Consider the following 14498-nt stretch of genomic DNA (forward strand, 5'->3'; position numbering starts at 1 on the left):
GGTGGGTGAATCCGCGAAGTATGAGAAGACGCTCAAGACGCTCCAGGAGCGCGTCTTCGCGCTGCAGATCCAGAACTACCTGGCGGGGCGGAAGGCCGTCGTCGTCTTCGAGGGCTGGGATGCCTCTGGCAAGGGCGGCGCCATTCGCAGGCTCACCACGCTGATGGACCCGCGTGGTTACAAGGTCTGGCCCATCTCCGCGCCGTCAGAGGAAGAGCGCAGACACCATTACCTGTGGCGCTTCTGGCGCAAGACGCCGGGCGCGGGCGAGGTCTGCATGTTCGACCGGAGCTGGTACGGCCGGGTGCTGGTGGAGCGGGTGGAGGGCTTCGCGAAGCCGACGGAGTGGCGGCGCGCCTACGATGAAATCAACGCTTTTGAACACATGCTCACCGCGGACGGTGTGCGGATGGTGAAGTTCTTCATCCACATCGACAAAAAGACGCAGCTGCAGCGGTTTCGCGAGCGCGAGGCGGACCCGGCCAAGCGCTACAAGCTGGGGGAGGAGGACTGGCGGAACCGGGCGAAGTGGAAGAAGTACGAAGCGGCCATCCAGGAGATGCTGGACCGCACGCACCGCCCCGACGCGCCGTGGCACGTGGTGCCGGGAAACGACAAGCGCTACGCGCGGCTGGAGGTGCTCCGCCGCTGCGTGGCGTTGCTGGGCTGAGACAGGCTGCCGCGGAGGGGGCGCGAAGAGCGCAGCAGGCGCGCGCTCTCTCGCCCGGCCCCGCGGCGGCGAGGCTACGTCAGGGCCTTCTTCACGGCGTCTTCGATGCGGGCCTTGGGCACCGCGCCGACAATCTGCTCCACCACGCGGCCGCCCTTGAACAAGAGCAGGGTGGGGATGGAGCGGATGCCGTACTCCTGCGGCGTGTCCTGGTTCTCATCGATGTTGAGCTTGGCGAACTTCACCTGCCCCTTGTACTGCGAGGCCAGCGCTTCGATGGAGGGCGCGATGGCGCGGCACGGCGCGCACCACGTCGCCCAGAAATCCACCAGCACGGGCTCCTGGGAGTCCAGGACCTGCTGCTTGAAGTCGCCATCCCCGATGTTCGTCACGTCCGCGCCTGACATGGTGTCTCCTCGTGCCCTGTCCGGGCACCGCCGCCGCGTCCTCTAGTACGCGTCCGGTGGGCCTGCAAGGATCGGCCGACCATCAGCCAATCTGGCGGCTCAGATGCGGCTGGATGGCGCCTGTTTCAACCATTTCCCCCAAGCGTCCCCCCGGGGGCGGGGTGGCTGGTGTAAGCTGGCGGGCGTGACGAAGCTCTTCCTGCCCCAGGCCCAGCTCGAGGAGTGGGCGCTGGCGGACAAAGCAGACCTGCGCGAAGGCCGGCTGGTGGTGATGGCGGAGGGCGGCGTGACCTTTCCCGTCACGCCCGCGGTCCACTTCGTCCAGCTCGTGTCGGGCGAAGACACCCAGGGGTTGGTGGCCCGGGTGAAGACCGAGGAGCAACTTGCCCGACTGGGTGCCGAGCAGATGGCCGACTCGGTGCTGGTGGGGGACAACGCCTATGAGGTCGTTCCAGGGTATGTAGCGGAGGTCGCCGCCGGCGCGCCCAGGCCAGAGGGCGCGGACACGAAGCCGGACTCTGAAGCAGACCTTCTGGCTGCCTTCATCCTCAACAAGATGGGCTGATTCGTCCGTCTTCCGTGGTTATGAGCCTGCCCCTATGAGCCACACGCTCGTCTCGCTCGCCTGCCACGCCTATGGCATCGCCGCCGTCGTCTACCTGGCCTACCTGGTCCGCCAGTCGGACGCCCTGGCCACGGCCGGGCGCGTGCTGGTGGGCGGCGGCCTGGCGCTGCATGGCGTGGCGCTCTTCGAACTGCTCGGGGTGCAGAGCGGGCGGCCGGTGGGCCTGGCGCAGGGCTTCTCCGCGCTGGCCTTCCTGCTGCTGGTCATCTTCCTGTTCCTGGACGTGCGCTACCGCCGGCCCGTCATCGGCGCCTTCCTCACGCCGCTGGCGCTGGCCGCGCTGCTGCCCGGGCTGCTGATGCAGGGCGGGCAGGCGCCGCTGCCTCCCGGGGTGCGTCAGCCGTTGTTGCCGCTGCACATCACCCTGGCGCTGCTGGGGCTGGCCGCGTTCGCGGTCGCCGCGGGCGTGGGCGTCATGTACGTGCTCATGGAGCGGCAGGTGAGGGCGAAGCGCTTCGGGCTCTTGTTCTCCCGCCTGCCCTCCCTGGAGTTCCTGGACACGCTGAACCGACGCCTGGTGCTGTGGGGCTTCCTGGCGCTGTCCATTACCCTCGCCACGGGGGCCTTCTTCGTGGGCACCGCGCCGGGCCCCTGGACCGTGGATGGGAAGACGCTGGCCACCCTGGTCGCGTGGGCCGTCTTCGCCGCGCTGCTGGTGGCGCGCTCCGTCGCGGGCTGGCAGGGGCGGCGGGTGGCTTTCCTCACCATGGCGGGGTTCTGCCTGGTCATGGTGTCCTTCCTGTCTTCGTATGACGTGTCAGCGCCCTCGGCGGCCATGAGGATGCCCTGAGTATGGAGCTCATCTGCATTGGCCTGTCCCACCGGACGGCGCCCCTCACCGTCCGCGAGCGGCTGGCCTTGCCGGAGTCGCGTCAGGTGGACGTGCTCCAGCGGCTGGCCCAGGCGCCCGTGGAGGCCCTCTGGGTGTCCACCTGCAACCGCGTGGAGGTGTACCTGTTCGCGCCGAACGCGGCGCTGGCGCGGCAGCGCGCGTTGACGGAGCTGCAGGCGCTGGGCGGCGTGGAGGCCCTGGAGCACCTCTACGAGCACCAGGGCGAGGCGGCGCTGGTGCACCTGTTCCGCGTGGCGTGCAGCCTGGACTCCATGGTGCTGGGCGAGGCCCAGATCCTGGGCCAGGTGAAGGACGCCTTCGAGCGGGGCCAGGGCGCGGGCGCGGTGCGCGGTGAGTTGATGCGCGCGTGCGCGGCCGCCTTCAGCTGCGCCAAGCGCGTGCGCACGGAGACGGCCATTGGCCGCGCGGCCACGTCCATGGCGGCGGCGGCGGTGCAGCTGGCCAGCAAGGTGTTCGACGGGCTCGCGGGAAAGACGGTGCTGGTGGTGGGCGCGGGAGAGATGGGCGAGCTGGCGGCGCGCCACCTGAAGCAGGCCGGTGCGTTGAAGCTCTACGTCACCAACCGCACCCTGTCGCGCGCGGAGGCGCTGGCGGCGGAGGTGGGCGGACAGGCGCGGCCCTTCGAGGAGCTGCTCAGCCTGGTGGCCGCGGCGGACATCGTGGTGTGCAGCACGGCGTCGCCGGTGCCGCTCTTCACGCGGGACAACGTGGGCGCGCTGGGGCGTGGGCGCCGGGGCCGGCCGCTGTTCATGGTGGACCTGGCGGTGCCGCGCGACATCGACCCGGCCGTGGGCACGCTGGACTGGGTGCACGCCTACGACGTGGATGACATCCAGAAGTTCGTCGCGGACAACGCCGCGGCGCGCGCGGAAGAGGCGCAGAAGGCGGGCGTGCTCGTCGCGCAGGAAGTAGCGCGGTTCGTCAAGGAGCGCGCGCTGCGTGAGGGCACGCCGGTGCTGGCCCGGCTGCGTCAGCGCGCGGAGGCCATCGCCCGCTCCGAGGTGGAGCGCACGCTGGGCGCCCTGGGCGACGGACTCAACGACAAGCAACGAAAGAGCATCGAGGCCATGGGCCGAGCCATCGTCAACAAATTGCTGCATGAGCCCACCGCGCGGCTGCGCGCCGTGGGGCCGGAGGGGGAGGGCAACCGGTTGGCCGGCGCCGCCGCCGAGCTGTTCGGGCTGCTGGAGGAGGAGGTGGGCACCGCCGCCGCCGCGCCCTCCGTCATGGCCGCGCCGATTCAAGCCGCCACGGGGGGCAAATAATGCCGCACGTGCGCATCGCCACCCGGCAGAGTCCCCTGGCGCTCTGGCAGGCGCGCCACGTGGGCGCGCTGCTGAGCTCGCATCATCCCGGGCTGGAAGTGTCCCTGGTGGAGATGACCACCGAGGGAGACCGCTTCCTGTCCGCGCCGCTGTCCGCGGTGGGCGGCAAGGGCCTGTTCGTGAAGGAAATCGAGCAGGCGCTGCTCGACGGCCGCGCGGACATCGCCGTGCACAGCCTCAAGGACATGACGTCCGTATTCCCCGAAGGGCTGATGCTCGCCGCGGTGCCGGAGCGGGAGGACCCACGCGACGCCTTCTGTGGCATGGGCGGGCTGACGCTGGACACCCTTCCCAAGGGCGCGCGCGTGGGCACGTCGTCGCTGCGCCGCAGCTGCATCCTGCGCTCGCGCCGGCCGGACGTGGACATCGTCAGCGTGCGCGGCAACGTGCAGACGCGCCTGGCGAGGACGCGGGAGCAGGGGCTGGCGGGCGCGCTCCTGGCCTCTGCCGGCCTCAAGCGCCTGGGCCTGGAGGACGTCATCACCCAGGTGCTGCCGCCCGAGGTGAGCCTGCCCGCGGTGGGGCAGGGCGTGCTGGCCATCCAGTGCCGCACGGACGATACCCGCGTGCGCGAGCTGCTGGCCCCGCTGGAGCACGCCACCACGCGCATCGCCGTCACCGCCGAGCGCGCGCTGCTGGCGAAGCTGGAGGGGGGGTGCACCGTGCCCCTGGCCGGGCATGCCACCGTGTCGGGTGACACCGTCTTCCTGCGCGGCCTCGTGGGCCGTCCGGATGGCACACACGTGGTGCGGGGCGAGGTGCGCGGCCCCGTGTCGCAGGCCCATGCGCTGGGTGAAGCCCTGGCGGAGGACCTGCTGTCGCGTGGGGCGGCGGACATCTTGCGTGATTTCGCGCGCCGCTCCGAGGCGCGGGAGTCCTAGACTGCCGCGCGCGTGGAACGGCGATTGGAAGGCAGAAGAGTCTTGGTGACGCGCCCGCGTGAGCGGGCCGAGGAGCTGTGCTTCCTCCTGGAGGATGAGGGCGCCGAAGTGCTGAGCGTGCCCTTGCTGGAGCTGCATCCTCCGGAGGACCCACGTCCGCTGGCGTCAGCGGCCGAGCACATCCAGCGCTACACCTGGGTGGTGTTCGCGAGCCCGTCGGGCGTGGAGGCGCTGATGGAGGCGCTGCGTGAGGCGGGCACCCAGGACCGGATTCAGCGGGTGAAGGTGGCCACCGTGGGTCCGCGCACGACGCGTGCCGCGGAGGGCTACGGCCTGGACGTGGTGGCCGAACCTTCCGAGGGCACGGGCGAGGCCCTGTTCAACCTCATCAAGGACGCGCTGCAACCGGGAGACGAGGTCCTGCTCCCCGCCGCCGAGGAGGGCCGGCGCGAGCTGGAGGACGGGCTGCGGGAGCGCGGCGTCCTGGTGACGCGGGTGACGGCGTATCGCGCCACGCCCGCGCCCCTGCCACCGGAGGCCCTGGCCCTGCTGGATGCCTCGCCGCCGGACGTCGTGCTCTTCGCTTCACCGCGCACGGCCGAGGCCTTCGTGGAAGAGGCCGGACGCGAGCGCCTGGCCACCGCGCGGGTGGTGGCGATTGGGCCGACGACGGCGTCCACCCTGGAGCGGCTGGGCGTGCCCGCGGCGGCCGTGGCGGAGCGTCCGACGCCAGAGTCCCTGGTGGATGCCGCCGTGCTCGCGGTGACGAGCACCGTGCACTGACGGTGGCGCGCCGCCGTGCCCGCACGGCCGCAGGACGGGCCTGACGGCGGCTCCATGCCTGGCTGGTGGCGCGGAGGGCGCCCTGGGTGTTTTCCGCTCGGCGCACCGCCGTGTGCCGAAGGTCGTCTGGTACGCTGTGGGGTCGCGCTCCGGCGGGCGGCCGGGGTGAAAGGAGACGCGCTTGGTACTGCCTGTGAGTGGCGTGGGGAGCACTGCTCCGAAGAGCCGGGATGACTTCACCACGCTGTTCGTGCTGGAGGCGCTCGTGGCCCAGGGGCTGCTGCAGCCCCAGCAGGCCCAGGAGGTGCTGGCCCGCGAGGGCGCCGCGCGCGCCCGGGTGCTCAAGGCGCACCAGGGGAGCACGGGCGGCAAGGAGGCCGCGCGGTACGACGTGTCTCCGGTGGAGGTCGTGGCGGCGTTCCAGGTGCCGCTGTCCAACGGCCGGGGCGTGCTGGACGAGGACCGCGTCACGGAGGCCGCCGCGCGCGCCGCCGGCATGAGCTACCGGAAGATTGACCCGCTCAAGCTCGACATGGCGCTGGCCACGCGCACCGTGTCCAGGCCCTACGCACAGAAGCACGTGCTGCTCCCCCTGGAGCGCACCCCGCAGGGCCGGCTGCTGGTGGCGGTGGCCAACCCCTTCGACGGGGAGCTCTTCGAGAGCTTCCACCGCCTGACGGGCCTGCCGGTGGAGCCCGTCCTCAGCGCGAAGGCGGACATCCTCAAGTCCATCAGCGACATCTACGGCTTCAAGAAGACGCTGGCGCAAGCCGCCGACGACTTCAGCGCCGCGGCCGGAGCCCAGGTCGCCAACTTCGAGCAGCTCGTCTCGCTCAGTGGCACCCAGGAGCTGGAGGCGTCGGACCGGCCCGTGGTGCAGGCGGTGGACTACCTGCTGCGCTACGCGTTCGACAACCGCGCCTCGGACATCCACATCGAGCCCAAGCGCACCACCAGCATGGTGCGCCTGCGCATCGACGGCGTGCTGCACCCGGTGCACACGCTGCCTGCGCCGGTGCATCCGCCCATCGTCTCGCGCGTGAAGATGCTGGCGCGCATCGACATCTCCGAGCGCCGCAAGCCGCAGGACGGCCGCATCAAGACGGAGCGTGATGGCCGTGAAGTCGAGCTCCGCGTGTCCACGCTGCCCACCGCGTTCGGCGAGAAGGTGGTCATCCGTATCTTCGACCCGGAGACGCTGGTGCAGGACATCGCTCAGCTGGGCTTCGAGCCGGACGAGAAGAGCGCCTTCGAGTCCTGGATTGACCAGCCGCACGGCCTCATCCTCGTCACCGGCCCCACGGGCAGCGGGAAGACGACGACGCTCTACTCCGCGCTCAAGGCGCTGGCGGGCCCCGACGTCAACGTCACGACGATTGAGGACCCCATCGAAATGGTGTGGGACGCCTTCAACCAGGTGCAGGTGCAGCCCAAGGTGGGGCTCGACTTCGCCGGGGCGCTGCGCCACATCCTCCGCCAGGACCCGGACGTCATCATGGTGGGCGAGATTCGCGACCCGGAGACGGCGGAGAACGCGATTCAGTCCGCGCTCACCGGCCACCTGGTGCTGTCCACGCTGCACACCAACGACGCGCTCGGCGCGGTGGCGCGCATGCGGGACTTGGGCGTGCCGTCCTTCCTCCTGGCGCAGAGCCTCCTGGGCGTCATGGCCCAGCGCCTGCTGCGCCGGGTGTGTAGCCATTGCGCGCAGGAGACGACGTTGACGCCGGACGAGCTGCTCGCGCTCCAGGCCCCCCTGCCGCTGCTTCCCGGTGGCGTGCGCCTGCTCAAGGGCGCGGGCTGTGTGCGTTGCCGTGGCACCGGCTTCGTGGGGCGCACGGGGGTCTTCGAAATCGTCACCAGCGCGGGCGAACTGAGAGACCTCATCGCCCGGGAGGCCCCCTATTCACAGATGGTGGACGCGGCCCGACGCTCCGGCATGCGGACGCTGCGCGAGGCCGCAGTGCGCAAGCTGGCGCAGGGCTTCACCGCCTTCGACGAGGTGGTACGGATGACGACCGTCTGACGCGCGACGGCCCGGCCTCCCACGAGGAGAGACCGGGCCGAGCAAGGCCTTTCGGCTGCCCCGGTGGGGCAGGGCGGTGGACTAGAAGCGCGCCTGGAGCAGCGTGTTGAAGCCCAGCGCGTGCGGGCGCTCGAAGCTCGGCTGCGCCACGCCCGTCACGTCGTCCCGGAACGTGGTCCGGTTGGTGTCGTAGGTGTAATAGACCTCACCGACGGCGGCGACGGAGTCCGATATGTCCCAGCGGAAGGTGGCCTTCGCGGAGTAGATGGGCTCCGCCTTGCACGCCGCGCTGCCGCGGCCGCACGTCTCCGGAAGGATGCTGAGCTGATTCACGTCACGCACCACGACGGTGCGCGTGCCGATGAGGCTCGGCGGCGGGTCGTTGCCGCCCAGCACCGGCGAGGGGCTGCGGAACGAGGCCGGCTGCTGCACACCGAGGATGAAGCCCGGCGTGATGTGCAGCTTCGGCAGGTGGTAGTCCGCACCCACCGCGAGGAACATCTCCGGCTTCAGCTCCGTGCCCTCCGGGAAGTCCTGGAACGGGGGGAAGCCCGGCACCTCGAACTGGATGAAGGACAGGCTGCGGTACAGGCCGAGGAGGCTGACGCGGAGCAGGTCATACTTCGCGCGCGCCTGGAGGGCCACGGCGGTGGCGCCCTGCGGCTTGGTGGCGCCGAAGTCGTTGGGCTTCTCCAGCGTCTGCGACAGGTAGCTGCCTTCCAGCGACACGGTGTACGACAGGCCGCCCGGGTACTGCTCCGGCGCGAAGAAGCGCTGATAGATGTCCGGGTCGTTCTTGTAGAGCCGGAAGTCCACGCTGGTGCCGACGGGCACACCCACGTGGTAGACGACCTGGCCGGACACGCCCGCGGCGTTCACCGGCGCCTCCACGCCGAGCGTCGCCAGGCCGGGCACCAGGCCCTTCTGGAAGTAGCCGCCGCCCGCTTCGACGCGCAGCGTCTCCAGGATGTCCCAGCCCGCGCCGGCCATGAGGCCGTACTTGGTCTCTTCCTCGCGGATGAGCTCGTTCTGCATCAGCGCCGTCTTGCCGCCGACGTACGCGTACCAGTTGTCGCGGGTGATCTGCAGCTTGCCGCCGGGTACGCCGTTGGTGACGGCGCGGGTGGTGAACACGCCGCTGCCACCCCAGGAGATGCGGTACGCATAGCCCAGGCGGAAGCGGTCCGCGGACACCGGGAAGCCGACGAGCGAGATGCCTTCCTTCTCGCTCCAGCCCGGCGGCTGGTAGTTGAGGCGGATGTAGCTGGAGTTGTCGCGGATGTCGACGCCGCCCGACGGCCGCTCCAGCACCAGCAGCGTCAGCGCCGCTTCAGTCGTCAAACCCTCGAAGAAGGCCGGTGCCCGCTTGTAGAGCACCACGTTCGACAGGGACTCGAAGCCGGAGAACCGGGTGTTGAAGTTGTCGTAGAACTGCGTGTTCTGGTTGCCGGCGCCGAACCGCGCATTGGGGCTGTTCGGCGTCGTCTCACCAGAGCCCGCGAGCACGTTGTCGTCCGCGAAGACGAACGACAGACGGGTGTCCACGAAGTCACTGGCCCACGCGGGCGCACTCAGGGAAATCAGGCCGGTCAGGGCCAGCTTCTGCAGCGTTTTCAATGTCCCTCTCCACGGAGCGGTCCGGGGGACCGCTCCTCCCTGCTTCCCGTCACCGGGTCGCGAGAATCATCAGAAGACTACGGAATGACGCAAGGCCGGATGGGCCGCGGGCACTCCATGCCCGGGCCGGGGTAGCAGCAGATGTCGTCCACGTCGCGAGGCAGCACGTTCCACCGCGGGCGAGCAGCGCTTACCTGCCGCAGGTGACCCACGACGTCGAAGCTGGCCGCGCGCAGATTGCGGCACTGCTGAGCCGCCTCGGCGTCCGGGTCATCCTCGCTGCAGTCGGGCGCCAGGTCCGGCACCGCGTCCTTGGTGACCAGGTTGATGCGCGTGCGCGCGTCCGCCGCCACCTTGCAGGTGAGGGTGCCGTCCTCGCGGTTCTGGACGGAGGCGTACACGGTGCCCTCGCCCGCCGCCATGGTGTGCTGCAGCGGCGTCTGGGCCGCCAGCGCCACCGGGGTGCCGCTGGCGCCGAAGCGCACGTTGGCCGGCTTGTCGCAGGACACGTTGATGCGCAGGTCCGTGCTGAACGTGTCCGACTGGGCCCAGTTGACGATGGTGGGGTCCGCGTTGACGGTGGCGGTGAAGGTCTGGATGCGGCCGGGGACGGACTCGTCCAGGCCCGCCTCGGCGGCGCCGGTGGGGTTCATCTCCACCACGAACTGGCCGAAGCCGTTGTACGTGTTGCGCTCGGCGCAGTGGACCCCGGCGAACTGGCCAACGCCCAGCGTGCAGTCGATGTTGCACTGCCGCTCAGAGATGTCCGGGTCGCTCGGGTTGTCCGTGCCGCAGCTGCCCCACGTGCCCGCGCGGGTGTTGGGACAGAAGAAGGGGACGGTGCCGTTGCCGTTGGCGTCACAGTTGTGGAAGACGCGCGGGAACTTCACCCGGCTGAGCTTCACCAGCGACGACTCCAGGCTCTCCATCTTGTAGTTGCCGTAGCTGTAACCACACAGCGGGTCCGTCATGTAGAGCGAGCCGCTGTAGCCGCACAGCCGGCCGTTGATCTCCACCGGCGGCGACAGCTTCAGGTACTTGTCCCACTCCGTCTGGGGCAGCAGCCGGACGCGCTCGCGCACCGTCCAGGCGGGGAAGGTGAGCTGCGTGGTGGCGGTGAACTCCTGCACGGAGCCGGACACCGACCACAGCAGGTCGCCCGGGTCGAGCCCTTCGGGGAAGGAGTAGTTGTAGATGTAGAGCGAGTTGAAGCGGCCGGGGTAGTAGCCGTCCGGCTCACCCGTCTGGATGTTGGCGCCCGGGACGCTGTTCTCTCCCACGCGGCAGGCCGTCATGTCCGTGACGAAGAAGCCGCCCGGGTCCGTGCCCGTCACCAGCAGCGTCACCGGCTGCTTGTCGTTCGGGTCGCCCTCGGGGCAGTTCTGCAGCAGCGGCGGTCCGGCCTCCGGGTTGCGCCCGATGCGCATGTACGTCCCGGCATACGCGGTGAGCTGATCGCTGTTCTGCGGAACCTGGACCGTGGGGATGGTCGGCTCCTCGAACTTCATCAGCCGCGACAGGCCGGTGGAGTTGGTGCGGGTCGCCGGCTCCTGGGGCAGCTCGCCGGGGATGACCTGCCCGTCGGCGTAGTCCACCTGGGGCGCCTCGTCCTGCACCCAGACGTGGGCGTCGCCGTAGAGCTGGCCGGAGCGCACCGTGCCGGTGCCCCGGCCGTTGGTGAGCTGGGTCCAGCGGTAGCGGTACTCACCGGTCAGGTTGCCCGGCACCGTGCGGAAGGACACCGGCCCGTTGAACGACTCCATGGGCTGGCCGTTCGCGTCCAGGGCGGTGATTTCCACGTCGAAGTCCACCGGCGTGAGGGGCAGGGACAGCCGGCAGTCCGCCGTGCCGCGGACCTCCAGCGGCACCTGGTCCTGGCCGCCGTGCGCGGTGGCGCATTCGTTCACCACCGGCAGCGGCGTCCGCGTGCCGCCGGTGTAGATGCCCGTGAGGTTGACCCGGAACGAGGCGACGCCCTCTGGCTGAGGTGTTTCCTGGGTGTAACAGCCGGCCGCCACCAGGGCCGACAGGAAGAGCAGGCGCTTCATTTACTTCACCCTCCGGCCGATACGGGAATCCTCAACCGCGTCCGCGATGGACACGGAGGTGGGGTTCTCACAGAAGTTCCGCAGCTGGTTCGTCACCGTGCCGCAGATGGGGTTGTTGCCCGCCAGCACATCCCGGCAGTTGCAGCGGCCGGTGTACGGGCCCTCGGGCACGTTGCACTGGCTCTGGATGTCCTCGGCCGTCAGGCCCGGCACGCCGCAGCGCTCCGCGGCGTCCGAGGGGAGCGACAGCAGGTCCTTGCAGGCGCAGCTGCCCACCTGCTTGTTCAGCGCGGCCTTGAAGTCGGAGGCGGCGCGGCAGGAGCCCACCACCTGTTCGTTCACCGTCCAGCGGCCATTGATGAGGTTGCCGCAGTAGTGGCCCGCCTTGGACGTCTGGTTGCCCGCGAGGATGTCCTCACAGGTGCAGAAGTCCTGCATGTAGCCGATGAGCGAGTCGCGCAGCGAGATGCCCGTCTCGATGCGGGTGGTGTTGCGCTTGAGGATGTTGAAGCCCGAGCCACCCTTGGCGATGTAGTCGTTGACGGCGATCTTGTACGTGCCGGTGATGTCCAGCGGCTTGCCGTTGATCTGGATGTCGGTGCCGGGGTGCGCGTAGCAGCGGCCCACGCTGGAGTCGGTGCTCTGGTCCACCAGGCACTGCCACGGCGCGTGGCCCTGGCGGTCCTGGTTGGGGCAGTCCGTGCCGTTGAGCGCCGGGTCGCAGGCGGTCTGCAGGTCGTTCACCTGCACCTGGGCGCAGTCCATGGTGAACCGGGCGCCGGAGATCTGCGCCTGGCTGACGCAGCCGCGCTCCGCGGAGCGCTCGGTGACGAAGTCGAACAGCTCCTGCATCTCCTTGCCGGAGAGGTACATGATGTTGATGGTGTTCTCGAACGGGAACACGTTGAACATCGACTCCTGGCTCACCACGCCCGCGTAGAGGTTGTCGCGGATGCCCAGCGAGTTGGTGAGCGCCATCTCCGCCTCGACGCGGCGGCGCTTGCGCATGGAGTCCGCGGCGATGTTGCCCAGCGGCGAGTCACCCCCCGTGGAGTTGTTGCGGCGCTGCACGTCGCGCGGCGCGTAGGAGAAGATGGACGTCAACTGCAGGTTGAAGTCCATGCCCAGGATGTACGGCTGGAGCAGGTGCGTGGTCATCCGGTCCTCCTGGTTCCTGCACGCCTGGATGGCCTGACGGACGCGCTCGTCGCGGAGGAACTGGCCCTCCTCCCAGAACACGCTGCTGTCGTGGCGGAAGCGGCGCATGGCGTCGTCGCACCACAGGGCGTCCATGGGGAACACGCGGAAGTCCTGGCTGACGATTTCGCCGCCCTCACCGGCGCCGAGCACCTCCGGCATCTTCACCACCAGATCCAGCCGGCCCACGTACTTGGCGAACGCGCCGGAGTGCGCGAGCACCACCTTGCGGCCCGCGGGGTCGGTGAGCAGCTGCGGCGGGTTGAGCACGACGTGCAGGTGGCCGCCCATCACCGCGTCCACGCCCACCACGCCGGGGATGCGCACGCGCACCACGGACTTGTCGTCCCCTTCGGGGCCGAACCACTCCAGGACCTCCCAGGGCTCCTTCTGGCGCTGCACGTAGGCCTTGGCGCGGCCGAACTCGTAATAGGCCTCGTAGCCCTGGATGACGTCCTGGTCCTCGTGGAGGCCCAGGTGGCTGACCAGGACGATGAGGTCCGTGACGGGGCGCAGCAGGTCCACGTAGGCGCGCGCCGCCTCGTTCTGCTCCAGCGGCGTCACCTGGAGGCTGTTGCCACCTTCGACGATGGAGTTGAGCGAGGAGATGTTGGCCATGCCGATGATGGCCACCCGGAGGCCCTTCACGTTGCGGATGGTGTACGGCTCCACTTCCAGGGCCGTCTGGTGGTTGCCGTTCGCCCGCCAGTCGTCCCAGAAGTAGTTGGCGGCCAGCAGCGGGAACACCGCGTGCTGCTGCGCCATCTGGGTGAAGTTGAGCAGGCCCGCGTCGAACTCGTGGTTGCCCACGACGGCCGCGTCGAGCCGCGCCTCGGAGAGGAACTTGAACTCCACCTCGCCGGTGTTGAGGTTGAAGATGGGCGCGCCCTGGAAGCAGTCGCCCGAGTCCACGTGCAGCACCCGCTCGCCACGGGAGCGCTCGCGCTTGAGCAGCGCCCCCATGCGCGTGGCGCCACCGAAGGGGCCCGCTTCCGGGATGGTCCCCAGGTCCACGTCCGTCTTCAACGGCGTGAAGTCGTAGGGGATGAGGCGCGAATGGATGTCCGAGGTATGAAGGAGCGTCAGACGCACCTCCTGCCCCTCGAGGTTGTAGTCCTGGCCTTCCAGCACCGGCATGCACGAAGCAGAGGCCAGGGCGCAGCAGAGGCCGAGCAGGAGGCGACGCATCAAGAGAATTCCGTGTTTCGGGGGGGAGACAGCGGTAAAGCGGGCGCAAGGTACGGGATCGAGCTTTGTCGAGCAAGCAACGCCACCATGGCGGGCCAGGTTCCGGCCATTGGCGTTCCTACTCCTCAGGAGAGCAGGCGGACATGCGGCAGCGTCATTCCAGTGTGACTGACATCGAGATCATCGAGGATTTCTCGTCTACCGCGAGATGCGACGAGGGCTTTCTCCGGGTTCGGCGGCTGCGCTGCCGCAACCGGCGCGCGGACGGCTCCTCCTCTCCCGTCTACCGGGTGGACGTGGTGGACCGGCCCCGGTTGGACGCGGTGGCGGTGCTCGTTTACCGCCGCGGTGCGTCAGGCCTGGAGGTCCTGACGCGGATGAACCTCCGGCCCGCGGCGTATTTCCGGAAGGACAACCGCGGCGCCATGACGGTTCCAGACCCCGCGTCTGGCTACTTGCGCGTGGAAGAAATCGTCGCGGGACTGCTGGAGCCGGAGGACAAGGGCGAGGAAGGCCTGCGTCGCCGCGCCGCGGCGGAGGTCCATGAGGAGGCCGGCTTCAGCGTGAAGCCGGAGGACATCCGGCTGCTGGGCGGCGCCTTCTTCCTGGCGCCGGGCATCCTGTCCGAAAAGGTGTTCCCCGCGGCGGTGGATGTCACCGACCTTTCACCCGAGGAGCCCGAAGGGGATGGGTCGCCGCTGGAGGAGGGCACGCAGCTGCACTGGCGCCCCATCCAGGAGGTGTTGGACGCGTGCCGGCGCGGTGACATCCCGGACGCGAAGACGGAGGTCTCCTTGACGCGGCTGCTCGCGCTCCCGTCCTGACGGGCGTGCATTGGTTTCGCGCCGTCGCGTGCCGGGGTAGGGTGCGCGGCGTTC

Annotated in this window: 12 protein-coding genes; 8 read left to right on the forward strand and 4 right to left on the reverse strand. The window is 69.7% G+C overall.

What is annotated here, in order from left to right; all coding sequences use genetic code 11:
* Nucleotide 1: 1 nt before the first annotated feature.
* Nucleotides 2-670: a polyphosphate kinase 2 family protein gene (locus HV826_RS02275; RefSeq protein ID WP_368670820.1), complete on the forward strand. Its 669-nt coding sequence runs from the start codon at nt 2-4 to the stop codon at nt 668-670.
* Nucleotides 671-744: 74 nt separating this feature from the next.
* Here HV826_RS02275 and trxA read toward each other — a convergent pair whose 3' ends face one another.
* The gene (trxA, locus tag HV826_RS02280; protein WP_163780053.1) at nt 745-1077 is read right to left on the reverse strand and encodes a thioredoxin; all 333 of its coding nucleotides are present in this window, start codon (nt 1075-1077) and stop codon (nt 745-747) included.
* A 103-nt stretch (nt 1078-1180) separates the two neighbouring features.
* On the opposite strand from trxA, the gene HV826_RS02285 reads away from it, so the two are divergent.
* From HV826_RS02285 to HV826_RS02310, 6 genes are all read left to right on the forward strand, one after another.
* Entirely contained in the window at nt 1181-1642 is a 462-nt protein-coding gene (locus tag HV826_RS02285; protein WP_176415364.1) for a hypothetical protein, read from the forward strand.
* 34 nt (nt 1643-1676) lie between these two features.
* Nucleotides 1677-2492 (forward strand): inner membrane protein YpjD, encoded by an 816-nt coding sequence (locus HV826_RS02290; protein WP_176415365.1) that lies wholly within the window; start codon nt 1677-1679, stop codon nt 2490-2492.
* 2 nt (nt 2493-2494) lie between these two features.
* Complete coding sequence (gene hemA / locus HV826_RS02295) at nt 2495-3820, forward strand: glutamyl-tRNA reductase (protein WP_176415366.1); 1326 nt, start codon at nt 2495-2497, stop codon at nt 3818-3820.
* Complete coding sequence (hemC, locus tag HV826_RS02300; protein WP_176415403.1) at nt 3817-4761, forward strand: hydroxymethylbilane synthase; 945 nt, start codon at nt 3817-3819, stop codon at nt 4759-4761. The genes hemA and hemC overlap by 4 nt, the downstream gene beginning before the upstream one ends.
* Before the next feature lie 12 nt (nt 4762-4773).
* Entirely contained in the window at nt 4774-5544 is a 771-nt protein-coding gene (locus tag HV826_RS02305; RefSeq protein ID WP_176415367.1) for a uroporphyrinogen-III synthase, read from the forward strand.
* Nucleotides 5545-5725: 181 nt separating this feature from the next.
* On the forward strand, nt 5726-7570 hold the full coding sequence (locus HV826_RS02310; RefSeq protein WP_176415368.1) for a GspE/PulE family protein: 1845 nt from the start codon (nt 5726-5728) through the stop codon (nt 7568-7570).
* Nucleotides 7571-7651: 81 nt separating this feature from the next.
* Here HV826_RS02310 and HV826_RS02315 read toward each other — a convergent pair whose 3' ends face one another.
* The 3 genes from HV826_RS02315 to HV826_RS02325 form a co-directional block, all read right to left on the reverse strand.
* Nucleotides 7652-9187: a hypothetical protein gene (locus tag HV826_RS02315; RefSeq protein ID WP_176415369.1), complete on the reverse strand. Its 1536-nt coding sequence runs from the start codon at nt 9185-9187 to the stop codon at nt 7652-7654.
* Between the two features lie 77 nt (nt 9188-9264).
* Nucleotides 9265-11235 (reverse strand): hypothetical protein, encoded by a 1971-nt coding sequence (locus HV826_RS02320; RefSeq protein WP_176415370.1) that lies wholly within the window; start codon nt 11233-11235, stop codon nt 9265-9267.
* Nucleotides 11236-13620, reverse strand: coding sequence for a bifunctional UDP-sugar hydrolase/5'-nucleotidase (locus HV826_RS02325; protein WP_176415371.1), 2385 nt, complete (start codon nt 13618-13620; stop codon nt 11236-11238). It abuts the gene before it with no gap.
* Between the two features lie 143 nt (nt 13621-13763).
* Between HV826_RS02325 and HV826_RS02330 the strand changes: the two genes are divergently transcribed.
* Nucleotides 13764-14444 (forward strand): NUDIX hydrolase, encoded by a 681-nt coding sequence (locus tag HV826_RS02330; RefSeq protein ID WP_176415372.1) that lies wholly within the window; start codon nt 13764-13766, stop codon nt 14442-14444.
* The last annotated feature ends 54 nt before the right edge of the window (nt 14445-14498 follow it).

The organism is Myxococcus sp. AM010, from assembly GCF_013372585.1.
Taxonomy (GTDB): domain Bacteria; phylum Myxococcota; class Myxococcia; order Myxococcales; family Myxococcaceae; genus Myxococcus; species Myxococcus vastator.

Excerpts from the sequence above, each read along its gene's own strand:
- trxA (WP_163780053.1), bottom strand. The coding sequence starts at position 1,077 with ATGTCAGGCGCGGACGTGACGAACATCGGGGATGGCGACTTCAAGCAG.
- HV826_RS02285 (WP_176415364.1), top strand. The coding sequence starts at position 1,181 with ATGCGGCTGGATGGCGCCTGTTTCAACCATTTCCCCCAAGCGTCCCCC.
- HV826_RS02290 (WP_176415365.1), top strand. The coding sequence starts at position 1,677 with ATGAGCCACACGCTCGTCTCGCTCGCCTGCCACGCCTATGGCATCGCC.
- hemA (WP_176415366.1), top strand. The coding sequence starts at position 2,495 with ATGGAGCTCATCTGCATTGGCCTGTCCCACCGGACGGCGCCCCTCACC.
- HV826_RS02320 (WP_176415370.1), bottom strand. The coding sequence starts at position 11,235 with ATGAAGCGCCTGCTCTTCCTGTCGGCCCTGGTGGCGGCCGGCTGTTAC.
- HV826_RS02325 (WP_176415371.1), bottom strand. The coding sequence starts at position 13,620 with ATGCGTCGCCTCCTGCTCGGCCTCTGCTGCGCCCTGGCCTCTGCTTCG.
- HV826_RS02330 (WP_176415372.1), top strand. The coding sequence starts at position 13,764 with ATGCGGCAGCGTCATTCCAGTGTGACTGACATCGAGATCATCGAGGAT.